Source organism: Kitasatospora sp. NPDC085895 (genome assembly GCF_040702125.1).
Taxonomy (GTDB): Bacteria; Actinomycetota; Actinomycetes; order Streptomycetales; family Streptomycetaceae; genus Kitasatospora; species Kitasatospora arboriphila.
In genome coordinates this window covers 30210-56675 of the sequence record NZ_JBFBJY010000035.1, presented here as the reverse complement: position 1 = coordinate 56675, position 26466 = coordinate 30210, and the positions used below count along the sequence as shown (strand labels likewise).

Sequence of the window (26466 nt, the reverse complement as noted above, 5' to 3'; positions counted from 1 at the left end):
CAACCAAAACAGGGGCGCGGGGAACTGCGCAATCCGGATGTGGTGCACGAACGAACCAGGGCTCGGCCCTAATTCGTCACGATGCCCGTTCCCGGACTGCGCAGTTCCCCGCGCCCCTGGGGTGAACCTTGCAGGTCCCCGCGCCGCCGGCCGGCTATGCCTGGACCAGGCCGAATTCGGCGCCCCACGGGTCGCGGAGGAGGGCCGGCAGGCCGGGGCGGCCGTCGGCGGGGCGGACGGGTTCGGCGCCGAGTTCCACGGCCAGCCGGGCGGTGTCCGCGGGGGCTGCGGTGCCGAAGTGGGGCAGCCAGAGCGGGCGGCCCGCGTCGCCCTCGGTGAGCCGGGCGACGGGGGCGCCGTCGAGGTGCAGTTCCTCCTCGCCGGGTGCCGTCCGGTGGCCGAAGAGGTCGCCGTAGAAGGCGGCGGCCCGGGTGGCGTCCGGCACGCGGAGTTCGTGTCCGCTGACGGCGCCCGGTTCGTCCGCGACGACCACGCCTTCGGCCCGGTGGCCCTCCCAGAAGCCGACGGCGGCGCCGGCCGGGTCGACGGCGAGGAAGAGCCGGCCGTTGTCGCCGGCGGGTACGGGCGGCATGACGACCCGGCCGCCGGCCAGGCCGACCAGTGCGCAGGTGTGTTCGGCGTCCTTGGTGGCCAGGTAGACGTTCCACGCGGCGCGCGGCGGTGTCCCGGCCGGTGCGGCGCCGAAGCCGCCGACGATCTCGCCGCGCAGGAGGGCCAGTTGGTAGCCGGGGGTCTCGGGGACGTACTCCCAGCCGAAGAGTTCGGCGTAGAAGGACTGGCTGCCCGTCAGGTCCGGAGTGATGCAGTCAGCCCAGCACGGCGTGCCGGGGGAATAGCGGGTACGTCGAGGCATGGTTCGCCCTTCTGGGTCAGTCCCTGATCGATCAGCCCGGCCGCCTCCTCGGCGCCGCTCACGCCCGGCAGTTCCAGGCGGTGGGCGGGCAGGTCGGCCGGGAGTCCGGCCGACCCCGGCGGCCAGGCGGGTACGGTGCCGCGCCACGGGGTCAGCCGGACCCCTTCGTCGGTGCCGCGGCAGAGCCGGACGAGGGTCGGCGGGGCGGGTCTGGCCCGCACCGGGACGACCGGTCCGAGGCATTCGGGCCGGACCAGCAGGATCTCGGCGCCGGTCGGCGAGGTGACGGTGCGCCAGAGCCCTTCGGGCAGGCCGGCGCCGCGCAGCCAGCCGGCGGGTCTGCCGCGCACCTCCAGCGGTGCCAGGTACGGCAGCACCTGGCCGGTGCGGCGGTCCACGACGAGCATCCGGCCGGAGACGAACTCCCAGGAGCGGTGCGCGAGGGCGGCCGCCACGTTGGCCTGCTCGGCGTAGGGGCCGCCGATCAGGGCGACGGTGGTGGCGCCCCGGGCGAGCACCACCGCCTGCACGAGGTGGAAGCGGTCCGCCAGCACCGCGAACGGCGGCAGCGGCGGCGGCACGTTGCCCCAGCCGCGGAAGGCCCGCCGCAGCAGCGGTGTGCCGTCGCCACGGCGGACGAGGAATTCGCCGGTTCCGGCGGTGCCGCCGAACTCGACCCGCAGGTGGTCGGGGGCGGGCGGCCGACGGACGGTGTGCGGACCGAAGTGGAAGGCGACCGCGTCCCGGTCGGCGCCGTCGACGACGACGTCGATGCCGAAGAAATTCAGCACGATCGGCTCGATAACCGTCACAGCATCTCCTGGCGGATCGTTGCGCACACCGACGGTCGGCCGGTCGGCACGGCGGGGTGGGAGGGTGGTCTCACCCGTCCTGGCAGAGATTCCAGCGGCCGAGTTCGGCCGCGGCGCGCAGTGCGCGTCGGCAGAGGTCGGTGCCGGCCGCGTCGGCGGCGCAGGGGCTGGTGCCCGTGTAGAAGAGCACCACGTCGGTCCGGCCCGGACGGGGGACGACGGTCAGGTGCTCGAGTCCGCTGTGCTCCTCGGCGGTGGCGCGGAGCAGGGCGGCGAGCAGGGCGGCGTCGACGACGTCGCCGGAGGCCGGCCCGGCCAGGGTGGCGGTGGCCATGTGCACGTTCGTTCGGCCTCCGGCCGGTTGACGGTGGATCAGTCCCAGCGGATGTCGTCGTTGAGGACGACCTTCGGCAGTCGGGCGCCGTGCTCGATCGCCGGCAGCACCGTGCCGAGCGCGGTGTCGATCTCGGCGGAGACGGTGGCGGTGACCGCGGCCGTGCCGGCGGTCGGCGACGGACGGTGACCCGGGGCGGCCTGGGCGGAGCCGGCCAGCACCCCGAAGGAGACGGCCAGCGCGAGCAGGGCCGACCCGGCGTACCTGGTACAGGAAAGCATGATTCCCCCATGCGAATTGCTGCTTCGGAAGCGGGAACACGGCCATTCATCGATCACGCTCCGTCATCCAACCGTGATGACGTTCCGCGCTTTACGGCCGGTCCTGGCGGAGGGGCCCGGCGGCCCCCCCGACAACAAGAAGTCTGCGGGAGCCCGGAAGGTATCGGAAGGTGTTCAGGACGGCATGAAGATCTGCCTGGCAGGTTGGTGCCACGCGAATGCGCGAAGTGATCGCGGCCGATTCGGGCTGCCCCGACCATTCGGTTGTCCGGACTGTCCCGGCCCTGGCATGATCGACCGGCATCATGCCCGGCCGAGCGCCGGGACGGGGACATGGCGGCAGGTGGGGTTCGACGATGCAGGAGATCGACAGCGCGGCGCAAGCGGTCTACAGGATCATGCTGACCGACCATCGGATCGGGGTCGAGGGGCTGATGCGCAAGCTCGGCCTGACGGAGGGTCAGGTGCGTGCGGCGCTGGACCACCTGGCCGCGATCCGCCTGCTGAGACCATCCGACGAGGTGCCCGGCGAGGATCCGGGCGGGCTGCGGCCGGTCGACCCGAGGGTGGGCCTGCCCGCGCTGCTCCAGTACAACGAGTCGCTGCAGCAGGAGAACCAGCTCCGCTTCGAGGAGGGTCAGGCCGCCATCACCGCGCTGCTCGCCGAGTACCGCGACGAGTCGGCGAGCGAGGAGAACAACCGGATCGAGCGGCTGATCGGGATGACCACCGTCCAGGCCCGGCTGGAGGAGCTGACCTCCTCGATCTCCTCCGAGTGCCTGTCGTTCAGCCCCGGCGGCACCCAGTCCGCGACCTCGCTGCAGGCCAGTCGCCCCCTGAACAGCCAGGCGCTGGGCCGGGGCGTGGTCATGCGCACCATCTACCTGGACAGCGTCCGCAAGGACCGGGCCACCACCCGGCACGCCGAATGGCTCACCGAACTCGGCGGCCAGGTGCGGACGGTGCCCGCCCTGCCGCTGCGCATGATCATCTTCGACCGGTCGGTGGCGCTGGTGCCGATCGACCCGGCCAACACCCGCAAGGGCGCCGTGCAGATCAGCTCCACCGGTGTGATCACCGCGCTGGTGTCGCTCTTCGAGCAGGTGTGGGCCGAAGCCGCCCCCTTCGGCGCCCCGCGCGAGCGCGACGAGCAGGGCCTGACCCGGCAGGAGCAGGAACTGCTCCGGCTGCTCGGCCGCGGCTACACCGACGAGGCGGCCGGCAAGCACCTCGGCCTGTCGCTGCGCACCGTCCGCCGGATGATGGCCGACCTGATGGACCGGCTCGGTGCCCGCAGCCGCTTCGAGGCCGGGCTGTACGCCGGTCGCCGCGGCTGGCTCTGACCCCGCGCGCAAATCCGTGGCAAAGCCGACCGGAACGGTCGTTGAAATCGCTCTCCCCCACCGGATACGCACATGCGTACAGACGTCAGTGCCGGTACGTAACACGGCAATTCAGCATGGACCGGCCGCTCGGCCCGGTGTTCCAATGGCCGGGTCGTTCGCAGGCGCCGGGGGAAATCGCCTCGTCCGGGCAGCCAGAGGAAAGAGGGAACCGTGGCCGAGCATTTCCTGTCCGCCTATCTCACCCCGCCCGGCCCGGGCGCGGTCTTCTCGGTGCGCCACGACCAGAACGTCGCGCTCTGGCGCCGCGACGGCGACCGCGTCGACCTGGTCCGGGTGTGGGAGCTGGAGCGCGTGAGCGGCCAGAAGCACCACTTCTGGCCGCTGTACACCGAGGGGCGGGCCACCGACTTCCTGGCCGCCCTGCTCGCCGAGGAGGGGCTCACCCCCGCCGAGGTCACCGCCTGCTGGGGCACGCCCGGCCTGCCCGGCGACCGCCCGGTGCCCAAGCCGTCCGGCGCCGAGGACTTCCCGGTGCACAGCCTCGCCCACCTCTTCAGCGGCATCCTGCGCGACACCCGGCTGTTCCGCGAGGAGCAGATCGTCGGCCTCGCCATCGACGCGCTGCCGGACTACGCGCAGGAGACCCGGCCCAACCGCTACTGGTACGCGGGCTGCGTGGTGAAGGCCGGTGCCGTCACCTTCCTGCCGGTGGAGTCGCCCGGGCCGCTCTACACCGCCGCCGAGACGGTCTTCGGCCTGGAGCCGGGCTCGCTGATGGCGCTGGCCTCCGCCTCCGAGACCTCGATCGCCTTCGACGCGGAGGCCGGCGTCCGGGACGTCACGTTCTTCGGCGGCTCGGCCACCCAGCCGTGGAAGGCCGCGCACGACCTCGTCCGCGAGATCGTCGCCGAGGCCGAGCGGCAGCTCGGCGGGGCCGCGCCCGACCCGGCGCTCAGCGCCGAGGACAACCTGCGCAGCGCGGTGATGAAGGTCGTCCAGCGCTGCTGCGAGGCGGTCGCGATCCGCAACGTCGAGCGCCTGCTGGAGGCCGGCGGCATCCGCGCCGAGGACACCCACCTCGCCACCACCGGCGGCTACGCGCTCAACTGCCCGACCAACACGCTGCTGATGGACCGCTTCGGCTTCCGCAGCCTGATCACCCCGCCGTGCGCCAACGACTCCGGCCAGGGCATCGGCCTCGGCCTGCTCGGCCTGTACGGCGCGGGCCTGCTGGACGGCGCCGAACTGCGGATCGACTCCGCCTACTTCGGCCGCGAGGTGCGCGACACCGAGGAGGCGCTCGCCGAGTTCGCCCCCTGGATCGCCTCCGTCACCGACTTCGACCCCGAGCAGTTCGTCTCCGACGTCTCCGACGGCGTCGTGGCCTGGGTCGACGGCCGGGCCGAGCTCGGCCCGCGCGCCCTCGGCCACCGCAGCCTGCTCGGCGACCCGCGTTCCACCAAGGTCAAGGACCTCCTCAACGAGTACAAGCGCCGCCAGTGGTGGCGCCCGGTCGCCCCGATGGTGATGGCCGAGCACGCCGCCGACTGGTTCGCCTGCGACCGCGAGTCGCCGTACATGCTGGAGGCGGTGCAGGTCCGGCCCGAGGTGCGGGCGCTCGTCCCGGCGGTCGTGCACCTGGACGGCTCCGCCCGGCACCAGACCGTCACCGCCGCGTCCAACCCGCTGCTGCACCGCGCACTCGACGCCTTCCGGGCCGCCACCGGCGTGCCGGTGCTCTGCAACACCTCCCTGAACGACAAGGGCGAGGCGGTCGTCGACCAGGCCGCCGAGGCGCTGAACTTCTGCGTCCGCAAGGGCGTCGCCGTGCTCTACCTGTGCGGCCGCCGGGTCGCCCTGCGCACCGAGCCGCTGCCCGCCGCCGCGGCCCCGACCGAGCCCCGCCCGCGCGCCCTGCACCACTTCGCCGGGCAGGAGGACGACCGCGACGCGCTCTGGCAGGGCTGGCTGGACGCCGGCTACACCGTCGAGGGCATGTACCACCTGTCCCGCAGCCACGAGCTGCGCGCCGAACGCGAGCTCTCCACCCCGGAGCGGGTCAACATGCTCGCCGCCTACCGGGCCGCCGTCGACCCGTCCTTCTCGGGCCTCGCCGAGAACTTCCGGCGCACCCACGGCCCGGGCGGCTCCTTCGTCGACCCGTCCACCCTGACCGGCGCGTTCGGGGTGATCAACCCGCTGCGGCGCGGCCGCTGACCGGCACCGCCGATGCCGCGGCCCGCTCCGGTGGCGGGCCGCGGTGTCACCCGGAAGGGTGGTCCGAGGGGGCGCCCCGCGCGCACGGGGCCGGACCCGTCCCCAGGGAGGCACGATGCCCGAGGTAACCGCCCGCTACCTGCCCGGCACCCCCTGCTGGGTCGACCTGATGGCCGGGGACCAGCAGGCCGCCCTCGACTTCTACCGCGACCTGTTCGGCTGGCAGGGCGAGGTCGGGCCGGCCGAGTTCGGCGGCTACGCGATCTGCTCGCTGAACGGCCGTCCGGTGGCCGGCATCGGCCCGCAGACGGTCCCCGCGGGCGAGCCGCCGCCACCGGTCGTCTGGACGACCTACCTGGCCACCGACGACGCCGACGCCACCCGCGCCGCGGTCGACGCCGCCGGCGGCACCACGCTGATGCCGGCCGTGGACGTCGGCACCGTCGGCCGGATGCTGGTCGCCAGCGACCCGACCGGGGCCGTCTTCGGGGTCTGGCAACCGCTGGACTTCTTCGGCGCCCACGTCGTCAACGAGCCCGGCGCCCTCACCTGGAACGACCTGCACACCAGCGACGTCGGGGCCGCCTCCGCGTTCCTCGGAGCGGTCTTCGGGGCGGAGACCGCCGAGATCGCGGGCATGCCCGGCCACCTCGGCATCCGGGTCGAGGGCCGGACGGTCGGCGGGGTCACCGGTCTGCAGACGGATCCGCCGGGCTGCCCCTCGCACTGGCGGGTCTGGTTCGCCGCCGACGACACGGACAGCACGGTCGACGCCCTGGTCAAGGCCGGCGGCACCGTCCTCGCCCCGCCCGCCGACGGCCCGGCCGGCCGCTCCGCCCTGGTCGCCGACCCGCAGGGTGCCGCCTTCGCCGTCATCACGCCGGCCTGACCCGCCGCGGCCACCGCCGGCCGCCCGCCGAACGGCTCCAACACGCCGGACCGCGAATGGGCGGCATATCGGCGGCCGAACCGGCAAGACTTGCAGCCATGCTGGGGCTTCCGGACGACATCCACGCCTTCCTCTTCGACCTGGACGGCGTGCTGACGCAGACCGCGACCGTGCACGCCGCCGCCTGGAAGGACATGTTCGACACCTTCCTGCGCGCCGAGGCGGACCGCACCGGCGCACCCTTCGTACCCTTCGACCCGGTCGCCGACTACGACGAGTACGTCGACGGCCGGCCGCGCCTCGACGGCACCAGGGGCTTCCTCGAGTCGCGCGGCATCCACCTGCCCGAGGGCGACGAACAGGACGCCCCCGGCACCCGCACCCTCCAGGGGCTCAGCCGGGCCAAGAACGACACCGTGCTGCAGATGATCCGCGAGCAGGGCGTCGAGCCCTACCCCGGCTCCGTCGCCTACCTGCGCCGGCTGCGCGACCTCGGCCTGCCGCGGGCCGTGGTCTCCTCCAGCGCCAACTGCCGGGACGTGCTGCGGGCCGCCCGCATCGACGACCTGGTCGACGTGGTGGTCGACGGCATCACCGCGCACCGCGACCACCTCGCCGGCAAGCCCGCCCCCGACACCTACCTGGCCGCCGCCCGGGAGCTCGGCACCGCGCCCGAGCACGCCGCCGTCTTCGAGGACGCGCTGGCCGGCGTCGCCTCCGGCCGGGCCGGCGGCTTCGGCACGGTGGTCGGCATCGACCGGGTCGGCCAGGCCGAGGAGCTCCGCGCGCACGGCGCCGACCTCGTCGTCAACGACCTCGCCGACCTGCTCCCCGACGCACCCGGGGAGGTGCGGTGAACGGCCAGGACACCTTCGCCATCGACCCCTGGGGCGTGGTCGAGCACGGCCTCGACCTGGCCGGACTGGCCCGCGCCGAATCCGTCTTCGCCCTCTCCAACGGCCACATCGGCCTGCGCGCCAATCTCGACGAGGGCGAGCCGCACGGCCTGCCCGGAACCTACCTCAACGGCGTCTTCGAGCTGCGCCCGCTGCCTTACGCGGAGAGCGGCTACGGCTACCCCGAGTCCGGCCAGAGCGTCATCAACGTCACCAACGGCAAGATCATCCGGCTGCTGGTCGACGACGAGCCCTTCGACCTGCGCTACGGCGACCTGCACCAGCACCAGCGCAGCCTGGACTTCCGGGACGGCGTGCTGCGCCGCACCGCCGAGTGGACCTCGCCCGCCGGACGGACCGTCAAGGTCTCCTCCGCGCGGCTGGTCTCGCTCACCCAGCGCGCGGTGGCCGCCTTCGACTACACCGTCGAGGCGGTCGACGGGCCCGTCCGGATCGTGCTGCAGTCCGAACTGGTCGCCAACGAGCAGCTCCCCGACGGCGAGCGCGACCCGCGGGCCGCCGCCGTGCTGGAGGCGCCGCTGGTCGCCGAGGCGCACGAGGCGGTCGGCACCAAGGCCGTGCTGGTGCACCGCACCCGGTACAGCGGCCTGCGGGTCGCCGCCGGCATGGACCACCTCATCGAGGGCCCGGACCGCTTCGAGGCCACCGCCGAGGCGACCGAGCAGCAGGGCCGGATCAGCGTCACCACCGTGCTGCAGGCCGGCGAGCGGCTGCGGCTGGTCAAGTTCGTCGCGTACGGCTGGTCGGCCACCCGCTCGCTGCCCGCCGTCCGCGACCAGGTGGAGGCCGCGCTGACCGCCGCCCGCTACACCGGGTGGGACGGCCTGGTCGCCGAGCAGAAGGGCTTCCTCGGCGACTTCTGGGGCGGCAACGACATCGAGGTCGAGGGCGACGTCGAGCTGCAGCAGGCCGTCCGCTTCGCGCTCTTCCACGTGCTGCAGGCCGGTGCCCGCAGCGAGGAGCGGGCGATCCCCGCCAAGGGCCTCACCGGTCCCGGCTACGACGGCCACAGCTTCTGGGACACCGAGACCTTCGTCCTCCCGGTGCTGACCTACTGCCTGCCCACCGCCGTCGACCAGGCGCTGCGCTGGCGGCACACCACGCTGCCGATGGCCCGCGAGCGCGCCGCCCAGCTCGGCCTGGCCGGCGCGGTCTTCCCCTGGCGGACGATCCGCGGCGAGGAGTGCTCCGGCTACTGGCCGGCCGGCACCGCGGCCTTCCACATCGGCGCGGACATCGCCGCCGCCGTCGTCCGCTACGTGGCCGCCACCGGCGACGTCGAGTTCGAGCGCACCTGGGGCCTGGAACTCCTGGTCGAGACCGCCCGGATGTGGCGCTCGCTCGGCCACCACGACCCGGCCGGCCGGTTCCGCATCGAGGGCGTCACCGGCCCCGACGAGTACAGCGCCGTCGCCGACAACAACGTCTTCACCAACCTCATGGCGCAGACCAACCTGCGCGCCGCCGCCGAGGCCGCCACCCGGCACCCGCTGGAGGCCGGCACCCTCGGCGTCGACACCGAGGAGGCCGCCGCCTGGCGGGACGCCGCCGCCGCGATGTTCATCCCCTACGACGAGAACCTCGGCGTGCACCCGCAGGCCGACGGCTTCACCGACCACCAGCTGTGGGACTTCGAGAGCACCCCGGCCGAGAACTACCCGCTGCTGCTGCACTACCCGTACTTCGACCTCTACCGGAAGCAGGTCGTCAAGCAGGCCGACCTGGTGCTCGCCATGCAGGTCCGCGGGGACGCCTTCACCGACGAGCAGAAGGCCCGCAACTTCGCCTACTACGAGCGCCTCACCGTCCGGGACTCCTCGCTCTCGGCCTGCACCCAGGCGGTCATCGCCGCCGAGGTCGGCCAGCTCGACCTGGCGTACGACTACACCGCCGAGGCCGCCCTGATGGACCTGCACGACCTCGGCGGCAACACCCGCGACGGCCTGCACATGGCCTCCCTCGCCGGCGCCTGCATCGCCCTGGTGGCGGGCTTCGGCGGGCTGCGCGACCGTGGCGGCCGGCTCTCCTTCCGGCCCCGGCTTCCCTCCGGGCTGCGCCGGCTCTCCTTCGCGCTGCGGGTGCGGGACAACCTGCTGCGGGTCGAGATCACCCACGCCACCACCACCTACACGCTCAAGCGCGGCGAGAGCATCCAGGTGCAGCACGACGGCGAGGTGCTGGAGGTGAAGGCCGGCTCGCCGCTGCACCGGCCCACCACGGTCGCCGAGGTGCCGCCCGAGCGGTGCACCCAGCCGCCCGGCCGCGAACCGGCCCGGCGGCACCCGCAGGCCGGCGTGCACGCCCAGCCGATCGAGCACCTGCCCGCCGAGTGACCCGAAGAGAGGGCCCGAGGCCCTCACCCGTTCGCCGCGGACGGGGTGCCCGCCGCGGTCCGCCGTCGCAGGGTGGTGGCGACCTGCGACCGGCGACCGGAGGGCGGACCCCGTGGGCAGTGTGGCTGAACAGATGGTCGAGGTGCTCCGGCAGGCCGGGGTCGAGCGGGTCTACGGCGTGGTCGGCGACAGCCTCAACCCGGTGGTCGACGCCATCCGGCGCGCCGAGGGGATCTCCTGGGTGCACGTCCGCAACGAGGAGGCCGGTGCCTTCGCCGCCGCCGCCGAGGCCGAACTCACCGGCCGGCTCGCGGTCTGCGCCGGCTCCTGCGGGCCCGGCAACACCCATCTCGTCCAGGGCCTCTACGACGCCCAGCGCAGCGGCGTCCCCGTCCTCGCGCTCGCCTCGCACATCCCGTCCGGGCAGATCGGCACCGGCTTCTTCCAGGAGACCCATCCCGAGCGGGTGTTCACCGACTGCAGCGGCTTCTGCGAGACGGTCTCCACCCCCGCGCAGCTGCCGCGGCTGATCCGGGTGGCCGTGCAGCACGCCCTCGGGGCGCGCGGCGTCGCGGTGCTGGCCTTCCCCGGGGACGTCGCCGCGCTGCCCGCGGCCGGCCCCACCGGCAGCTCGTCCTTCCTGACCGAGCAGGCCGTCGCCGCCCCGCCCTGGGGCCAGGTCCAGCGGCTCGCCGTGGCCCTGGAGTCGGCCGCCACCGTCACGCTCTTCTGCGGCGCGGGCTGCCGCGACGCCCACGAGGAGGTGATGAAGCTCGCCGCCACCCTGCTGGCCCCGATCGGGCACTCGCTGCGCGGCAAGGAGCACATCCAGTTCGACAACCCCTACGACGTCGGCATGAGCGGCCTGCTCGGCTACGGCGCCTGCCACGAGGCGCTGCACGAGGCCGAGTTGGTGCTGATGCTGGGCACCGACTTCCCGTACGACTCCTTCCTGCCGACCCGGCGGGTGATCCAGGTCGACCACGACGCCACCCGGCTCGGCCGCCGCGTCCCGCTCGAACTCGCCGTGCACGGCGACGTGTCGGCCACCCTGCGGGCCGTGCTGCCGCTGCTCGCGCAGCGCTCCGACCGCCGCTTCCTCGACGGCATGCTGGCCCGGCACGCCAAGGCCCTGGAGACCGTCGTCGGCGCCTACACCCGGGACATCGAGAAGCACACCCCGATCCACCCCGAGTACGTGGCCTCGGTGCTCGACGAGGTCGCCGCCGACGACGCCGTCTTCACCGTCGACACCGGGATGTGCAACGTCTGGGCGGCCCGCTACCTCACCCCCAACGGCCGCCGCCGGGTGATCGGCTCCTTCCTGCACGGCTCCATGGCGAACGCCCTGCCGCACGCCGTCGGCGCCCAACTGGCCTTCCCCGGGCGGCAGGTGGTCTCGATGTCCGGCGACGGCGGGCTCGGCATGCTGCTCGGCGAACTGCTCACCGTCGCCAAGCACCGGCTGCCGGTCAAGACCGTCGTCTTCAACAACGGCGCACTCGGCATGATCAAACTGGAGATGCTGGTCAGCGGCTACCCCGAGTGGGAGGTCGACAACGGCGACGTCGACTACGCCGCCATCGCCCGGGCGGCCGGCATCCCCGCCAAGCGGGTCACCGATCCGGCCAAGGTCCGGGAGGTGCTCGCCGAGGCGCTCGAACGCCCCGGCCCGGCCCTGGTCGACGTGGTCACCGACCCCAACGCCCTGGCCGTCCCGCCCAAGATCACCGCCGCCCAGCTCCGCGGCTTCGCCCTGGCCGCCGGCCGCACCGTGCTCTCCGGCGGCGTCGGCCGGATGATCGACCTGGCCCGGTCGAACCTGCGGAACGTCCCGCGGCCCTGACGCTCAGTCCGCCGGCCCGGCCGCGCGGGCCGCGCGGCCGGCCAGGGCGCGCAGGTGCTCGACCAGCTCCGGGGGTTCGTGGACCTCGAACTCGCAGCCCAGGGTGATCAGCCGGACGGCCAGCCACTCCAGCGGGTCGGCCCGGGTGCGCAGCCGGCAGCGCCGCCCGTCCAGCGGCTCCAGTTCGCCGGCGCCCGGGTGGAGGCGGCGCACGGCCTCCGCGTGCGACAGGTGCAGGGTGGCGACCGCGCGGTAGGAGCGGGCCGGGCCGGCCAGCCGGGCCGCGACGAAGGCCGCGGCGTCCCCGCCCGGCAGTTCGCGAGGGGCGCAGCGCAGCCCCGTCCGCTGCGGGGCACAGATCCGGTCGACGCGGAAGAGCCGCCAGTCGTCCCGGTCGGTGTCGTGGGCGACCAGGTACCACCGCCGGCCGGCCGAGACCAGGCGCTGCGGTTCGACGAGGCGGCGGGTCTCGGCGTCGTCGCGGGCGCGGTAGCCGAAGCGGACCTTCTCCCCGGCGGCGACCGCGGAGGCGAGCACGGCCAGGTCCTCGGGGTCGATCCGGGGGCCGTCGCCGGGCAGCATCGGGACGGTCGCGGTGTCGAGCGCGGAGACCCGGTGCCGCAGCCGGGACGGCAGCACCTGGACGAGTTTGGCGAGGGCCCGGACGGACGCCTCCTCGATGCCGTCCACGGCGTGCCCGGCGGCCGTCCGCAGGCCGACGGCGATCGCCACCGCCTCCTCGTCGTCGAGCAGCAGCGGGGGCATCGCGGTGCCGGCGACCAGCCGGTAGCCGCCGACCGGGCCGCGGGTGGCCTCCACCGGGTAGCCGAGGTCGCGCAGCCGCTCGACGTCGCGCCGGACGGTGCGCGGGCTGACGCCCAGCCGGTCGGCGAGTTCGCCGCCGGGCCATTCGCGCGGGGTCTGCAGCAGCGACAGCAGGGACAGCAGCCGCGCGGGTGTGTCGGTCATGGCCCCGAGTCTCGCGCACATTGCGGTCAGGATCCGGCCTAATCGCGGCCTAGCGTCGGAAGCGTTCCCCCCGAGACCTCCCACGCGCTTCCGAGGAGCACCATGACCCCCGAACGTCCCGACCGCAGGCGCTGGTTCGCGCTCGCCGTGGTGATGACGGCCAGCCTGATGGACCTGGTGGACGTCACCATCGTGAACATCGCGATGCCGAGCATCCGGGAGGAGACCGGCGCCTCGTTCAGCGCGCTGCAGTGGATCAGCGCCGGCTACGCGCTGGCCTTCGCGGTCGGCCTCATCACCGGCGGCCGGCTCGGCGACATCTACGGACGCAAGCGGCTCTTCCTGCTGGGCATCGCCGGCTTCACCGCCGCCTCGGCGCTCTGCGGCCTCGCGACCGGGCCGGACATGCTCGTCGCGGCGCGGGTGCTGCAGGGCGCGGCGGGTGCGCTGATGGTGCCGCAGGTGCTGGCGATCGTCCACGCGGGCTTCCCCGCCGAGGAGCGCGGCAAGGTGTTCGGCCTGTTCGGCGCGATGGTGGGCCTGGGCGCGGTGACCGGGCCGCTGCTGGGTGCGCTGCTCACCGAGTGGGACGTGGCCGGCCTCGGCTGGCGCCCGATCTTCCTGGTCAACCTGCCCGTCGGCGCGGCCGGACTGCTGCTCGGCCGGGTCTTCATCGACGAGTCGAAGGCACCGCAGGCGCTCCGGCTGGACCTGGTCGGCATGGCGCTGGCCAGCGCGGGCCTGCTGATGGTGCTCTACCCGCTGACCCAGGGCCGGGAGCTCGGCTGGCCGCTGTGGGGCTACGCGGTGATGGCGGGCGGCCTCGCCGTGCTGGCGCTGTTCGTCCGGTACGAGCGGGCCAAGTCCCGCCGGGACGGCTCCCCGCTGGTGGAGCTCTCGCTGTTCCGGGTGCGCAGCTTCGCCGCCGGGATCGGCGTGCAGCTCGGCCACGGCACCGCCTGCGGCGTGTTCTTCCTGGTCTGGACGCTCTACATGCAGCTCGGCCTCGGCTGGAGCCCCATGCGGGCCGGACTGACCGGCCTGCCGTTCTCGCTGGCGGTCTCCACCGCCGCCGGGCTCTCGGTGCAGAAGCTGGTGCCGCGGTTCGGCCGCGGGGTGCTGCGGGCGGGCGCGCTGGTGATGGCGGCGGGCACCCTCCTGTACCTCGTCCTCGCCGAGTGGCTGGGCACCGGCATCACCCCCTGGCAGATGGCGGCGCCGCTCGTGGTGATGGGCGCCGGGATGGGCCTGATCGTGGCGCCGCTGACGGACGCGGTGCTCTCCGAGGTGCCGCGGGAGCACGCCGGCTCCGCCTCCGGCCTGGTCAACACGGTGAACCAGCTGGGCGTGGCGCTCGGCCTCGGCCTGACCTCGGTGGCCTTCTTCGGCGTGGTCGACAGTGCGGCGCCGGCCGAACTCGCCGACGGCCGGGCGTTCACGGCCGCGTTCACCGCCTCGCTCTGGTGGGTGGCCGGCGGCCTGCTGCTGGTGTTCCTGCTGATGGGGGCACTGCCGAAGCACCGCCCGCGGACGGCCGGGCAGACCGGCTCCCAGGACAACGGCGGCGGCGAGCGGAACGGGACCGTCCGCACGGCGGAGGAGCCGGCGCTGATCGGCTGAGACGTCGAGCGGTTTGCCTCTGGGGCAAATTTCTTGCCCGGCAGGCACGACGGGTGTGGACTGGTCGCATGACGGACGACCAGGAGGTCGCGGGCCTCGGCGCGCGACTGCGCGAGCACCGGACGGCCGGGCGGCTGACCCTGGAGGGCGCTGCCGCCCGGGTCGGCCTCTCCCCAGCCTATCTGTCGCGGTTGGAGACCGGGCGGCGGCAGCCCTCGCTGCCCGTGCTGCTCGGTCTCGCCCGTGCCTACGGCACCACCGTCTCCGGGCTGCTCGGCGAGCAGCCCGGAGAGCCCGACCCGGTGGTCCGCGGCGGCGCCATCGAGCCCGGGCTGGCCGGCGGCTGGGGCTACCGGCGGGCCGGCGCGCCCGGCCGCGCCCTGCAGGCACTGCGCGTCCAGGTGCCGCCGAGCGTGCAGGACGCCGTCGTCCGGGTGCACCCCGGCGAGGAGTGGCTCTACGTGCTGCGCGGGCGGCTGCGGCTCACCCTCGGCGAGAACGTCCACCACCTCGACGAGGGCGACTCGGCGCACTTCGACTCGCTCACCCCGCACTGCATCGCCGCCGACACGCCCGGCGGGGTCGAGCTGCTGTTCCTGCACACCCTGCTGCAGAGCCCCGGCGGCGACCTGTGCCTCGGCGACGCACCCCGGATCTGACCGGCGTTCGACCGGCCCGACACCCCAGGAGGACGGACATGAGCAAGCCCACCACCACCGACGCCGGGCGGCGCACCGACCGCCGGGTGCTGATCCGCGCCTCGATCTACATGGTCGCCACGCACGTCTTCGCCGGCTTCGTCATCCTGCTCTTCGAGATCGGCTCCCGGAAGAACGGCTGACGGCGCCTCACGGCCCGGGAGCCGAGAGCCGGATCAGGGTGCAGAGCGCGTCCAGGGCGGGCTCGAAGGCCCGGTCCGACGGGGTGCCGTAGCCGATCACCAGGGCCGGCGGGCGCTCCGGCTCCGGGCCCGCGGACGGGGCCCGGCACCAGCCCAGGGTGTTCAGCGAGAGGCCCAACCAGGCGGCCTGCCGGCGCAGCTCCTCCTCGTCCAGCGAGCCGGGCGGCAGCTCCAGCACCGCGTGCAGGCCGGCCGCGATGCCGGTGACCCGGACCTCCGGCGCCCGCTCCGCCAGCACCGCCACCAGCCGGTCGCGCCGCCGCCGGTACTGCAGCCGGCTGCGTCGCACGTGCCGGTCGTAGGCGCCGGAGGCGATCAGCTCGGCCAGGGTCAGCTGGTCCATCACCCCGGACTGGCCGTCCGCCAGCTCCTTGCGGCGGGCCACCGGGCCGACCAGCGCGGCCGGCAGCGCCAGCCAGCCGATCCGCAGGCCCGGCGCCAGGCTCTTGCTCACCGTGCCCGCGTGCACCACCCGTTCCGGGTCCAGCGCCTGCATCGCGCCGACCGGCTGGCGGTCGTAGCGGAACTCCCCGTCGTAGTCGTCCTCCATCACCAGCCCGCCGCTCTCCCGCGCCCAGGCGACGGCGGCCGCCCGCCGGGCGGCCCGCAGCGGCACCCCGGTGGGGAACTGGTGCGCCGGGGTGAGCACCGCCGCCCCGGCGCCGGTGCCGGCCAGCAGGTCGGTCCGGGCGCCGCCGGCGTCCAGCGGCAGGGCCGCGGTGGCCAGGCCCTTGGCGGACAGCACCTCCAGCTGCGGCGGCAGCCCGTACTCCTCGACCGCGACGGTGCCCACCCCCTGCTCGCGCAGCACCTCGCAGAGCAGACCGAGGCCCTGGGTGTAGCCGGCGCAGACGAGCAGCCGCTCCGGGTCGGTCCGCACGCCGCGGACCCGGGCGAGGTAGCCGGCCAGGGCGCGCCGCAGCTCGATCCGGCCGCGCGGGTCGGTGTACCCGAAGGTCTCGTGCGGGGCGGTGGCCAGGGCCCGCCGGGCGGCCGCCAGCCAGGCGGAGCGCGGGAAGCGCGAGACGTCCGGACGGCCCGGCATCAGGTCGTGCCGGACGGCCGGGGTGCGCGGCGCCGGCGAGGCGGGGGCCGGCACGGACGGGGTGCCGCGGTCCGCCACCACCGTGCCCGAGCCCTGCCGGGAGGCCAGCCAGCCCTCGGCCGAGAGCTGGGCGTACGCCTCCGCCACGGTGTTCCGGGCGATGCCGAGGTCCCGGGAGAGCTCCCGGGAGGACGGCAGCCGGGTGCCCCGGGGCAGCCGCCCGGTGCGGACGGCCTCGCGCAGCGCGTCCTCCAGGGCGGCCCGCAGGCCCAGGCCCCGGGAGCGCCCCGCGGTCAGGTCGAGGTGCAGGTCGCCGCCGAAAGTGGCCCAGGATTCCATGCCGCCAATGAACCACACCCGCGGGCCACTTCGCTCCTAGCGTGGGACCCATGACCATCGACGAGACTGCCTACGTCCCCGCCCCCGTCCAGCGGATCTCCCTGCCCGAGCAGGCCGCCGGCTTCTACCGCGCCATGATCGACCTGGACCGCGCCGCCCGGGCCGGGATCGAGCCCGCGCTGGCCGAGCTGGTCAAGATCCACGCCTCGGCGATCAACGGCTGCGCGTTCTGCCTGGACATGCACACCACCGACGCCCGCAAGGGCGGCGAGCAGGAGCACCGGCTCGCCACCCTGCCGGCCTGGCGCGAGGCCCCCTGGTACACCGCCCGCGAGCGCGCCGCCCTCGCCCTCACCGAGGCCGTCACCCTGGTCACCCAGGGGCACGTGCCGGACGCCGTCTACGACGAGGCCGCCAAGCACTTCGACCAGCAGGAGCTGGCGCAGTTGATCGCCCTGATCATCGCGATCAATTCGTGGAACCGGATCGCCATCACCTCCCGGCTGAGCCCGGCCCCGAAGCAGGCCTGAGGGCCCGTCCCGGAGGTGTCCGGCCGCCGATGCGGGGCAGCCGTAAGCCATCTCACAGTCCGTCGGGTCCGGTCCGGTGGGGACCGGACCCGCGGTGCCCCTATATTTGAACTGACTGGTCAGTTCAAAAACGGGGGAGGGGAGCCATGGCCGACCGGAACACCACCGGGGCCGCCGTCCGCGCCGAGGCGTTGTCACTGCGCGGAGCACGGGGCTGGGTCTACCGGGACGTCGGATTCGAGGCGCCACCCGGCGCCCTGGTCGCGCTGGAGGGCGAGGCCGGCACCGGCCGCACCTCCCTGCTGCTGACCCTCGCCGGACGGATGCGCTCCACCGGCGGCAGCGCCGCCGTCGACGGCCTCGAACTGCCCCGGCACGCCGCCAAGGTCCGCCGGATCGCCGCCCTCGGCCCCGTCCCCGGCGTCAACGAGCCCGACCCGGCGCTCAGCGTCGCCGCCCACCTGCGCGAACAGCTCCACCTGTACGGACGCCCGTTCGCCCCCCTGGTGCGCCGCGGCACCGACCGGCGGGCCGCCGACGCGCTCGCCGCCGCCGGCCTCGACCCCGCGACCCTCCCCGAAGGGCTGCGCACCCCCGCCCGGGAACTCGGCGCGCTCGACCGCCTGCGGCTCTCGACCGCGCTCGCCCTGATCGGCGGGCCCCGGCTGCTCTGCGTCGACGACATCGACGACCGCCTCGACGACACCGCCCGCCGCGCCGCCTGGCAGCTGCTCCGCGACGTCGCCGACCGCGGCACCACCGTGCTGGCCACCACCGCCGACGCCGGACGCGCCGCCGGCCTCGCCGACCTGATCGCGCGCACCGCGCCCGTCGAGATCCGCACCGACGATCCCGCGGGGACCGCCGCGGCACCCGAGGAGGAGGCCGCCGATGCGCGCGCTTAGCCTGGCCCGCCTGGAGTTCGGCCGCTTCTCCCGCGGCCGGCTGCCCCGCGCCGCGATGGCCGCCCTGCTGCTGCTCCCGCTGCTCTACGGCGCGCTCTACCTCTGGTCGTTCTGGGACCCGTACGGCCGCCTCGACAAGCTGCCGGTCGCCCTCGTCAACGAGGACCGCGCCGTCACCGTCGAGGGCAACCGGGTCGACGCCGGACACGACCTGACCGCCGGGCTCCGGCAGAGCCACACCTTCGACTGGCAGGAGACCACCGCCGCCGACGCCGAGAAGGGCCTCGCCACCGGCCGCTACTACCTGACCCTCACCGTCCCCGCCGGCTTCAGCGCCGGCATCGCCAGCAGCAACGGCGACCACCCGGAGCGCGGCACCCTCCAGGTGCGCACCAACGACTCCAACAACTACGTCGTCGGTTCGATCTCCAAGACGGTGTTCGGGGAAGTCCGGGCCGCCGCCAGCGCCAAGGCCTCCGCCGGGTTCTACGACAAGATCTTCCTCGGCTTCTCCGACCTGCACGACCGCACCGCGCAGGCCGCCACCGGCGCCCACCAGCTCGCCGACGGCGCCAACCGGGCCCACGACGGCTCGGCGGAGCTCGCCGACGGCACCGCCCGCGCCAAGGACGGCACCGAGCAGCTCGCCGCCGGCGGCCGCACCGCCCGCACCGGCGCCGCCGACCTCGCCGACGGCCTGGACAAGGCCAAGCAGGGCAGCAGCAGCCTCGACGACGGCATCGCCCGGATCGACGACAGCCTGGCCAAGCTGACCACCGGCGCCCGGCAGGTCGCCGACGGCACCCAGCAGCTCACCGACGAGGTCGACCCGCTGGCCCGCAAGATCTCCCCGGTGCTGCACACGTACCCGGAGCAGATCCGCACCGCCGCCCGACTCACCGCCGAAGCCGCCGCGAAGCTCTCCACCGACCTGAAGGACCTGCCCGCCCGCTCCGCGGCCGTCCTCGCCGACGCCCGCAAGGTGTCCGGCGAGATCGACGCCAGGTACGCCCGGAACTGCCCCGGCGGCACGCCCGCCCCGGGCCACGACGCCGGCGACTGCCGGGAGGACGCCGAGCTCTCGAAGATCGGCCACCGCCTGGTCACCGCCGCCGAGGACACCGACGCCCTGATCCACCGGGCGACGCCCAAGCTGGACGAGGTCGCGGCCCTCGCCGACGACGTGCAGACGGCCGCCCGGAAGCTCTCCGACCCCGACCTCGCCGCGAAGTTCGACGCCAAGGTCGCCGACCTGCACCGCCTCGACGACGGCGCCCACCAGGTCGCCGACGGCGCCGCCAAGATCAAGCAGGGCACCGCCGCCGCCCTCACCGGCATCCGCGGCCTCGACAGCGGCCTCGGCCGCCTCGACGACGGCGCCCACCGCCTCTCCGGCGGCATCTACCGGCTCTCCACCGGCATGACCGCCCTCGACTCCGCCACCGGCCGGCTCGCCGACGGCGCCGCCCGCCTCGACGACGGCCTCGGCACCCTCGCCGACGGTTCCGGCAAGCTCGCCACCGGGCTGCAGGACGGCGCCGCGAAGATCCCCGACTACACCGACGGCCAGCGCGCCGCCCGCACCGCCGCGATGAGCGACCCCGTCGCCCTCGCCCGCCAGGAGCTCAACAAGGCGCCCAACTACGGCACCGGCTTCGCCCCGTACTTCGTGCCGCTCGCGCTGTGGGTCGGCGCGATGGTGACCTACATGCTGATGCGCCCGCTCGGCCCGCGCGCCCTCGCCGGCAACGCCCCCTCCTGGCGGGTGGCACTGGCCGGCTGGCTGCCCGCCGCCGCGATGGGCCTCGCCCAGGCCGCCGCGCTGATCGGCGTGCTGCACTGGGGCCTCGGCCTGCAGCCCGAGCGGACGGCCGGCCTGCTCGGCTACCTCGCGCTCACCGTGCTCTGCTTCACCGCCCTGATGCAGTGGATCAACGCCCGGTTCGGCCCGGCCGGCCGGCTGCTCGCCCTCGCCCTGCTGATGCTGCAGCTCACCTCGGCCGGCGGCACCTACCCGGTCGAGTCCAGCCCCGGCTTCTTCAACGCGATCCACCCCTTCCTGCCGATGACCTACGTGGTCGCCGGACTGCGCAGGCTGATCAGCGGCGGCGACCTCACCGTCGTGTGGACGGGCAGCGCCGTGCTCGCCGCCTTCTGGGCCGGCGCGCTCGCGCTCACCGTGCTGACCGCCCGCCGCCGCCAGGTCTGGACGCTCTCCCGGCTGCACCCGGAGCTGTCCCTCTGACACTCCGCAGGACCCTGCCGGGCGCGCGGTACGATCCGCGCGCCCGGCATTCTTCGTTCCCCACCCACCCGGCGCCCCTCGGCGCCGGCGTCCCCCACCCTCCGGAAGCACCCATGAGCCAACGCCGCAGCGCGACCCGGCAGAAGCTGTACGAGGCCGCCGTCACCCTCATCGCCGAGAAGGGCTTCTCCGCCACCACCGTCGACGAGATCGCCGAACGCGCCCAGGTGGCCAAGGGCACCGTCTACTACAACTTCGCCAGCAAGACCGAGCTGTTCGAGGGCCTGCTCAAGCACGGCACCGGGCTGCTCACCGACTCGCTGCGGGAGGCCGCCGAGGGCAGACCTCCGATGGAGGGCCTCGACGCGATGATCCGGGCCGGCCTGGTCTTCATCGCCGCCTACCCGTCCTTCGCGCAGCTGTTCGTCGCCGAGACCTGGCGCACCAACCGGGCCTGGCACGAGTCGCTGCGGATGATGCGCGACAGCGCCGTCGCCGTGGTCGCAGCGGTGCTCGACGAGGCCGTCGGCGAGGGCCTGCTCTCGGACGACCTGGACACCCAGCTGATCGCCTCGGCGCTGTTCGGCATGGTGCTGGTGGTCGCCCTCGACTGGCTGGCCTTCCAGCCCGACCGCAGCCTCGACGACGTGCACGCCGCCCTGGTACGCCTCGTCCACGGCCGCATCACCCCGGCCTAGGACGGCCTTCGAGGGCGCACGGGATGCCGCACAGGGGCGCTGGGGGCACCTCCCCCCACGCGCCCCCGAATCGACCGCCCGAGCGTCAGCCGATCCGCACCGGCAGCTTCCGCACGCTGTTGGAGACGAACGAGGCGATCGGCTCGGGGGCCGGTCCCTCCGCCGCCACCAGGGTCGGGTAGCGGCCGAACAGCCCGCGCAGGGCCGTCTCCGCCTCCAGCCGGGCCAGCCCGGCACCCAGGCAGAAGTGCGGTCCGTGCCCGAAGGACAGGTGCCGGGACGGCGCCCGGGTGACGTCGAACCGGTCCGCCTCCGGGTGGTGCCCCGAGTCACGCCCGGCGGCCGCGTACGAGGCCAGCAGCGCCTCGCCGCGGCGGATCAGCACCCCGCCGACCTCGATGTCCTCGGCCGCGTAGCGCAGCGGGAACTGGCCGACCGGCGAGTCGTACCGCAACGTCTCCTCGACCACCGCCGACCAGGTGGCCTTCCCGTCCAGCACCAGCCGCAGCTGGTCCGGGTGGGCCAGCAGCGCCCGCACCGCGTTGGTGATCAGGTTCAGCGTGGTCTCGTGCCCCGCGACCAGCATCAGCAGCAGGGTGCCCACCAGCTCCTGCTCGGAGAGCCGGTCGCCCTCCTCGCGGGCGGCGATGAGGTCGGTGGTGAGGTCGTCGCCCGGCTTCTCCCGCTTGGCGGCGATCACCGAGCCGAGCAGCGCGAACAGGCCCTGCTGGGCGGCGATCGCGGCCTGCGGGGTCGCCGAGCTGGACACCAGGGTGTCGGACAGCTCGTGCAGTTCGTCCTGCTGCGTCACGTCCAGGCCGAGGAGTTCACCGATGACCTGCATCGGCAGCGGGTAGGCGAAGTGCTCCCGCAGGTCGAACTCGCCCTCCAGGCTGGCCAGTCCGTCGAGCAGCCGCTCGGCACGGGCCTCGACCGCGGGCGCCAGCTCGGCGATCCGGCGCGGGGTGAACGCCTGGGTGACCAGGCCGCGCAGCCGGCGGTGGTCGGCGCCGTCCGCGGTGACCATGCCGGGCACCGTGACGAAGTTCAGCAGCGGCCAGCCCTCGGGCAGCCGGCCCTCGCGGAAGGTCGTCCACAGCTGCGCGTTCTTGCCGACCCGCGGGTCCGCGAGCAGCTCCTGCAGGGTGTCGTGGTGGGTTATCGCCCAGACCACCACCCCGCCAGGGAGTTCCACCAGGACCGCCGGCCCGGCCTCCCGGAGCCGGGCGTTCTCGGTGTGCTGGTCGCGTCCGAAGGGGTCGAGTCTGACGGGGGCGGGACGGTCGGCGGTGTCCATGTCGGCCTTTCGGACGCGGCGGGGCGGGGCGGGGAGAACGCGCTGTACAGCACCGGCAGGTCGACCAGGGCGCGCGACCAGGGCGACGGCCGCCACTTCAACTCGGCTGCCGGGACGGCGAGCTGCAGGTCCGGCAGCCGGTGCAGCAGGGTCTCGACGGCGGTCTCGACGATCAGCCGGGCCGGGTGCTGGGCCGGGCAGACGTGCCGGCCGGCGCCCCAGGCGAGGTGCGCCCGGTTGCCGCCGATGCCGTCCGGGCCGTGCACCGCGGGGTCCGCGTTCGCCCCGGCGAGGCCGAGCACCAGCATGTCGCCGGCGCTGATGTACTGGCCGCCCAGCACGGTGTCGCCGGTCGCCCACCGGCCGGGGAAGTTCTGCGTCGGCGGGTCCCGCCAGAGCACCTCGTCCAGGGCGTCCGAGACGCTGAGGCGCCCGCCGGTCAGCGTGGAGCGGAAGCGACGGTCGGTCAGCAGCAGCCGCAGCGCGTTGCCCGTCCAGTTGATGGTCGTCTCGTTGCCCGCGACGAGGATCACCACCAGGTGGTGCACCGCCTCCTCGTCGGTCAGGCCCGCCTGGTGCGCCAGCAGCCAGGAGGTGAGGTCGGCGCCGGGCTGCTCGCGGCGGCGCCGCACCAGGTCGACCAGGATCGCCTGGAACTCGGCGTTGGCCCGCACCGACTTCTCGCTGCTGTCCACGAAGTGGCTGATCAGCTCGATCAGGTGGGGGCCGGCCTCGGCGGGCAGGCCGAGCAGCTGGGTGAAGACCAGCAGCGGCAGCCGTCGGGCGTACTGGGCGATCAGGTCGGCGGTGCCGTCCGGGCCCCAGCCGTCGATCAGCGCGTTGGCCGCCGCCTCGGTGGTGGTGCGCAGCTGCCGGTGGTCGATCCTCGACAGCGTGTCGGCGACGGCCGAGCGGAGCCGCTGGTGCTCGGAGCCGTCCAGGTTGAGCAGGGTGGGCCGCCAGGCGGTCATCGGCAGCAGCCGGGAGTCCGCGGCCAGCCGGCCCTCCCGGGCGACCCGCCAGCGCCGCGAGTCCTTGGAGAACAGCGCCTCGTTGCGGGTGAGTTCGAGCAGCTCGGGGTAGCCGAGGACGAGCCAGGCCTCGACGCCCGGCTCCAGCTCGATCGGGGCGACCGGCCCGTACTGCTCGCGGAGCCGGGCGTACAGGCCGTGCGGGTCGTCGGAGACCGCCGGGCCGTACAGCGGCGCGGGGCGGCCGCCGCCGGCCTGGTGCATCGGGCAGCCGGGCGGCGGCACCGGGCCGGTCTCCGGCAGGGGGCTGGTCATGGCTGGAGCTCCAGTACGGCGGTGGCGTGCAGATGGGCGACGAAGTCGATCAGCACGTCGTAGGCGGCCTGCCGGTCGCGGGCGTCGCAGTGCAGGATCGGCACGTCGGGCAGCAGGTCGAGCGCGTCGCGCAGCTCCTGCTCGGAGTGGCGCACGGTGTCCGGGAAGACGTTGACCGCCACCGCGAACGGGATGCCCTGCTCCTCCAGTTGGCCGAGCACGTCGAAGCTCTCGCCGATCCGGCGGGTGTCCACCAGGGCGATCGCGCCGAGCGCACCGCGCGAGAGGTCCTCCCACAGCGGCCAGAAGCGCTGCTGGCCCGGGGTGCCGAAGAGGTAGAGCGCGAGCTGCGGGTTGAGGGTGATCCGGCCGAAGTCGAGGGCGACGGTGGTGGTGGTCTTGCCCGTCCGGCCGGTGAGGTCGTCGATGCCGACGCCGGCCGCGGTCATGGTCTCCTCGGTGCGCAGCGGCGCGATCTCGCTGAGCGACCCGACGAGGGTGGTCTTGCCGACGCCGAAGGGCCCGGTGACGAGGACCTTGACGGCGCCCTGCACGGTGGAGGGCAGATAGGACGGCTCAGCGGAGTTGGCGGAGGCCAACGAGTACCTCCTCGAGGAGCGACGTGGGCAGGCGGTCGGCCTGCGGGACGTCCGGCGACCGGTGGACGGCGGTGGCCGGGGGCAGGACCTGGACGGCGCCGAGGTCCCAGAGATCACCGACCAGCACCTTCACCACGCTGAGCGGCAGGTGCAGGTGGGCGGCGATCTCGGCGATCGCGAGCAACCGCCCGCAGAGCGCCAGGATGCGCTGGTGTTCCCGGTTGAGCTCGGCCTCGCCGAGGTCCGCCCCGGGCACGGTGGAGACCAGGCTCTCCAGTGCCAGGACGTTCCGGCTGGGCCGGCTCCGGCCGCCCGTGATCACGTACGGCCGGACCGGGCCGCTCACCGCGCGTCCCCGGCCGCCTGCTCGATCCGGGGCGGACTGGTCAGGTGGGTGCCGATCCGCTCGACCATTACCTGCATCTGATAGGCCACCAGGCCGGCGTCGACCGCCTCGCCGGTCACCACCGCGAGGTGCGCGCCGGCCCCGGCGGTGACGATGAACAGGTAGCCGCCGCCGTACTCGACGACGATCTGCCGGGTCGCACTGCCCGGTCCGCCGAAGCCCTGCGCCACGCCGCGGGCGAGCGACTGCAGCCCGGAGCAGGCGGCGGCGAGCCGTTCGGCGTCGTCGCGGCCGATCTTGGCACTGCGGCCGATCTCCAGCCCGTCGTTGGAGACGACGACGGCGTGCCGCACCTCCGGCACGGCGACGATGTCCGCGAGAAGCCAGCCGAGATCAGGATTGGTGGTCATAGAACTCTCCTGCGCGCAGGGGGTGTTGGGGGGAGGCGGGAAGCGTCCCGGCCGGCCCGGGGGCGGGCTCGGCCGGAGTGCCGTGCTGCTGGTCCTGCTGGTCCTGCTGGTGCTGCGGGTTCTGCTGGTCCTGGGTGGTGCGGCCGGTGGCCGACCGGCCGCTGGCGGTGCCGGCCTGGAAGAGCGCCATGAAGGCCTGCGCCTCCCGGGCGGAACGCTGCGGCACCGCGGTGGCGGGCTGCTCGGTGGCGTGCCGTCCGGGCGCGGGGGCGGCCCGGCGGCGGTTGGTGCGGCGCGGGAGCGCGCCCTCCGCGGGCGCGGCCTGCGGTGCCGCGGCGGCCGGTGCCGAGGGGGCCGCGGGCGACAGCGGCGTCGCCGGGGCCGAGGGGACGGCGGACGGGACGGGCGCGGCGGCCGGGACGGCCGGAGCGTGCGGCAGCGGCTCGGTGAGCAGCGCGTTCGGCAGCAGCAGGACCACCCGCACACCGCCGTACGGCGAGGGCGCGGAGCTGAGCGTGACCCGGAACCCGTACTGCTCGGCCAGCCGGCCGACCGCGGCCAGGCCCAGCTGCGGCACCTCGCCGAGCCGGGACACCTCCAGCCCGCCGCCGCCGGCCAACGCCGCGGCGGCCTTCTCCACCGCGCCCTCGGGCATGCCGACACCGGCGTCGTCGATCTCGATCACGGCGCCGTTGTGCACCGGCATCAGCGTGACGAACACCTGCGTGCTGGGCGGCGAGTAGCGGGTGGCGTTGTCCAGCAGCTCGGCGACCGCGTGGATCAGCGCCTCCGCGGCGGCGCCCACCACCGCGGTCTCCAACCGGCTGCGGACGACGACCCGCTGGAACGGCAGGATGCGCGACTGCGCACCGCGGACGACGTCCTCCAGCGCGACCGGCTCGGGCCAGTGCCGGCCGGCCCGGGCCCCGCACAGCACCGCCAGCGTCTGGGCCAGCCGGGCCTGTTGGGCGGCGGCGTGGTCGGCCTTGAGCAGCCCCTCCAGCAGCACCGGGTCGTCGTGGTTGCGCTCCATCTCGTCCAGCCCGGCCTGCTGGTCGTGGGCCATCACCAGGATCCGGCGGGCGACGCTGAGGAAGGCGCGCTGGGTGCCGGCGGTCAGCTCCTGCTCGCGCTGGACGGCCGCGCCCTCGGCGCTGCGCCGGGCCAGCTCACCGGCCAACCGGCCGCGCAGGGAGTCGAGTTCGTGCTGCTGCTCGTCGAGCCGGCGGCGCAGGGTGCGGGTGACGGCCCGGTACCTCGCGGCGGTCAGGACCGCGGGGACGGCGAGGACAACGGCTGCCGCTGCGCACCACTGAGACATCGTCACGCGGCGAATTCTAGGATGATGATCCTACGTATGTGTGAACAGATCGCCGGAACGGTGATCTGAACGCGTCAATCAAGCGGAATGCCGCACGCCGACGCGT

Annotated in this window: 25 protein-coding genes; 13 read left to right on the top strand and 12 right to left on the bottom strand. The window is 74.5% G+C overall.

Features of this window, described 5'->3' with window-relative positions; translation table 11 throughout:
• Positions 1 to 154: 154 nt before the first annotated feature.
• The 4 genes from AB0442_RS22050 to AB0442_RS22035 form a co-directional block, all read right to left on the bottom strand.
• Entirely contained in the window at positions 155 to 874 is a 720-nt protein-coding gene (locus tag AB0442_RS22050; RefSeq protein ID WP_366164690.1) for a VOC family protein, read from the bottom strand.
• Positions 808 to 1686, bottom strand: a complete 879-nt coding sequence (locus tag AB0442_RS22045) for a hypothetical protein (protein ID WP_366164688.1) — start codon at positions 1684 to 1686, stop codon at positions 808 to 810. Before AB0442_RS22045 ends, AB0442_RS22050 begins: the two co-directional genes overlap by 67 nt.
• A gap of 70 nt (positions 1687 to 1756) precedes the next feature.
• Entirely contained in the window at positions 1757 to 2020 is a 264-nt protein-coding gene (locus AB0442_RS22040; RefSeq protein ID WP_366164687.1) for a hypothetical protein, read from the bottom strand.
• A gap of 38 nt (positions 2021 to 2058) precedes the next feature.
• Positions 2059 to 2301 (bottom strand): hypothetical protein, encoded by a 243-nt coding sequence (locus AB0442_RS22035; RefSeq protein WP_366164685.1) that lies wholly within the window; start codon positions 2299 to 2301, stop codon positions 2059 to 2061.
• A gap of 356 nt (positions 2302 to 2657) precedes the next feature.
• Here AB0442_RS22035 and AB0442_RS22030 point away from each other — a divergent pair, with 356 nt between their 5' ends.
• From AB0442_RS22030 to AB0442_RS22005, 6 genes are all read left to right on the top strand, one after another.
• Positions 2658 to 3644 carry a helix-turn-helix transcriptional regulator gene (locus AB0442_RS22030; RefSeq protein ID WP_366164683.1) on the top strand — a complete coding sequence of 329 codons (987 nt, stop codon included), beginning with the start codon at positions 2658 to 2660 and terminating at the stop codon, positions 3642 to 3644.
• Between the two features lie 213 nt (positions 3645 to 3857).
• Positions 3858 to 5864, top strand: coding sequence for a carbamoyltransferase C-terminal domain-containing protein (locus AB0442_RS22025; RefSeq protein ID WP_366164682.1), 2007 nt, complete (start codon positions 3858 to 3860; stop codon positions 5862 to 5864).
• A gap of 115 nt (positions 5865 to 5979) precedes the next feature.
• Positions 5980 to 6753, top strand: a complete 774-nt coding sequence (locus AB0442_RS22020; RefSeq protein ID WP_366164680.1) for a VOC family protein — start codon at positions 5980 to 5982, stop codon at positions 6751 to 6753.
• 98 nt (positions 6754 to 6851) lie between these two features.
• Entirely contained in the window at positions 6852 to 7610 is a 759-nt protein-coding gene (locus AB0442_RS22015) for a beta-phosphoglucomutase family hydrolase (RefSeq protein WP_363545799.1), read from the top strand.
• A complete protein-coding gene (locus AB0442_RS22010) occupies positions 7607 to 10003 on the top strand; it encodes a glycosyl hydrolase family 65 protein (RefSeq protein ID WP_366164678.1) in 2397 nt (798 codons plus the stop codon). The genes AB0442_RS22015 and AB0442_RS22010 overlap by 4 nt, the downstream gene beginning before the upstream one ends.
• 112 nt (positions 10004 to 10115) lie before the next feature.
• Positions 10116 to 11849, top strand: a complete 1734-nt coding sequence (locus AB0442_RS22005) for a pyruvate dehydrogenase (RefSeq protein ID WP_366164676.1) — start codon at positions 10116 to 10118, stop codon at positions 11847 to 11849.
• Between the two features lie 3 nt (positions 11850 to 11852).
• Here AB0442_RS22005 and AB0442_RS22000 read toward each other — a convergent pair whose 3' ends face one another.
• Entirely contained in the window at positions 11853 to 12818 is a 966-nt protein-coding gene (locus AB0442_RS22000; RefSeq protein ID WP_366164674.1) for a YafY family protein, read from the bottom strand.
• A gap of 102 nt (positions 12819 to 12920) precedes the next feature.
• Here AB0442_RS22000 and AB0442_RS21995 point away from each other — a divergent pair, with 102 nt between their 5' ends.
• The 3 genes from AB0442_RS21995 to AB0442_RS21985 all read left to right on the top strand — a co-directional run bounded on the left by AB0442_RS21995 (position 12921) and on the right by AB0442_RS21985 (position 15279).
• Positions 12921 to 14438 carry an MFS transporter gene (locus AB0442_RS21995; protein ID WP_366164672.1) on the top strand — a complete coding sequence of 506 codons (1518 nt, stop codon included), beginning with the start codon at positions 12921 to 12923 and terminating at the stop codon, positions 14436 to 14438.
• A gap of 68 nt (positions 14439 to 14506) precedes the next feature.
• Positions 14507 to 15097, top strand: coding sequence for an XRE family transcriptional regulator (locus tag AB0442_RS21990; RefSeq protein WP_344627453.1), 591 nt, complete (start codon positions 14507 to 14509; stop codon positions 15095 to 15097).
• 38 nt (positions 15098 to 15135) lie between these two features.
• Positions 15136 to 15279 carry a DUF6126 family protein gene (locus tag AB0442_RS21985; RefSeq protein WP_344627452.1) on the top strand — a complete coding sequence of 48 codons (144 nt, stop codon included), beginning with the start codon at positions 15136 to 15138 and terminating at the stop codon, positions 15277 to 15279.
• Between the two features lie 7 nt (positions 15280 to 15286).
• Here AB0442_RS21985 and AB0442_RS21980 read toward each other — a convergent pair whose 3' ends face one another.
• Positions 15287 to 16723, bottom strand: coding sequence for a PLP-dependent aminotransferase family protein (locus tag AB0442_RS21980; protein ID WP_366164670.1), 1437 nt, complete (start codon positions 16721 to 16723; stop codon positions 15287 to 15289).
• A gap of 50 nt (positions 16724 to 16773) precedes the next feature.
• Here AB0442_RS21980 and AB0442_RS21975 point away from each other — a divergent pair, with 50 nt between their 5' ends.
• The 4 genes from AB0442_RS21975 (at position 16774) to AB0442_RS21960 (ending at position 21101) form a co-directional block, all read left to right on the top strand.
• On the top strand, positions 16774 to 17253 hold the full coding sequence (locus AB0442_RS21975; RefSeq protein ID WP_366164668.1) for a carboxymuconolactone decarboxylase family protein: 480 nt from the start codon (positions 16774 to 16776) through the stop codon (positions 17251 to 17253).
• A gap of 146 nt (positions 17254 to 17399) precedes the next feature.
• A complete protein-coding gene (locus tag AB0442_RS21970; RefSeq protein ID WP_366164666.1) occupies positions 17400 to 18158 on the top strand; it encodes an ATP-binding cassette domain-containing protein in 759 nt (252 codons plus the stop codon).
• Complete coding sequence (locus AB0442_RS21965; RefSeq protein ID WP_366164664.1) at positions 18145 to 20403, top strand: YhgE/Pip domain-containing protein; 2259 nt, start codon at positions 18145 to 18147, stop codon at positions 20401 to 20403. Before AB0442_RS21970 ends, AB0442_RS21965 begins: the two co-directional genes overlap by 14 nt.
• Before the next feature lie 113 nt (positions 20404 to 20516).
• Positions 20517 to 21101, top strand: coding sequence for a TetR/AcrR family transcriptional regulator (locus tag AB0442_RS21960; protein ID WP_030271403.1), 585 nt, complete (start codon positions 20517 to 20519; stop codon positions 21099 to 21101).
• A gap of 85 nt (positions 21102 to 21186) precedes the next feature.
• On the opposite strand, the gene AB0442_RS21955 is transcribed toward AB0442_RS21960, so the two are convergent.
• Genes AB0442_RS21955 through AB0442_RS21930 form a run of 6 tightly spaced genes read right to left on the bottom strand, consistent with a single transcriptional unit; the run spans position 21187 to position 26360 of the window.
• Positions 21187 to 22296: a cytochrome P450 gene (locus tag AB0442_RS21955; protein WP_366164663.1), complete on the bottom strand. Its 1110-nt coding sequence runs from the start codon at positions 22294 to 22296 to the stop codon at positions 21187 to 21189.
• Positions 22260 to 23684, bottom strand: a complete 1425-nt coding sequence (locus AB0442_RS21950) for a cytochrome P450 (protein ID WP_366164661.1) — start codon at positions 23682 to 23684, stop codon at positions 22260 to 22262. Before AB0442_RS21950 ends, AB0442_RS21955 begins: the two co-directional genes overlap by 37 nt.
• A complete protein-coding gene (locus AB0442_RS21945; RefSeq protein ID WP_344627445.1) occupies positions 23681 to 24283 on the bottom strand; it encodes an ATP/GTP-binding protein in 603 nt (200 codons plus the stop codon). Before AB0442_RS21945 ends, AB0442_RS21950 begins: the two co-directional genes overlap by 4 nt.
• Complete coding sequence (locus AB0442_RS21940) at positions 24261 to 24629, bottom strand: DUF742 domain-containing protein (protein WP_344627444.1); 369 nt, start codon at positions 24627 to 24629, stop codon at positions 24261 to 24263. Before AB0442_RS21940 ends, AB0442_RS21945 begins: the two co-directional genes overlap by 23 nt.
• Entirely contained in the window at positions 24626 to 25039 is a 414-nt protein-coding gene (locus AB0442_RS21935) for a roadblock/LC7 domain-containing protein (RefSeq protein WP_366164658.1), read from the bottom strand. Before AB0442_RS21935 ends, AB0442_RS21940 begins: the two co-directional genes overlap by 4 nt.
• A complete protein-coding gene (locus tag AB0442_RS21930) occupies positions 25023 to 26360 on the bottom strand; it encodes a sensor histidine kinase (protein ID WP_366164721.1) in 1338 nt (445 codons plus the stop codon). Before AB0442_RS21930 ends, AB0442_RS21935 begins: the two co-directional genes overlap by 17 nt.
• Positions 26361 to 26466 lie beyond the last annotated feature (106 nt).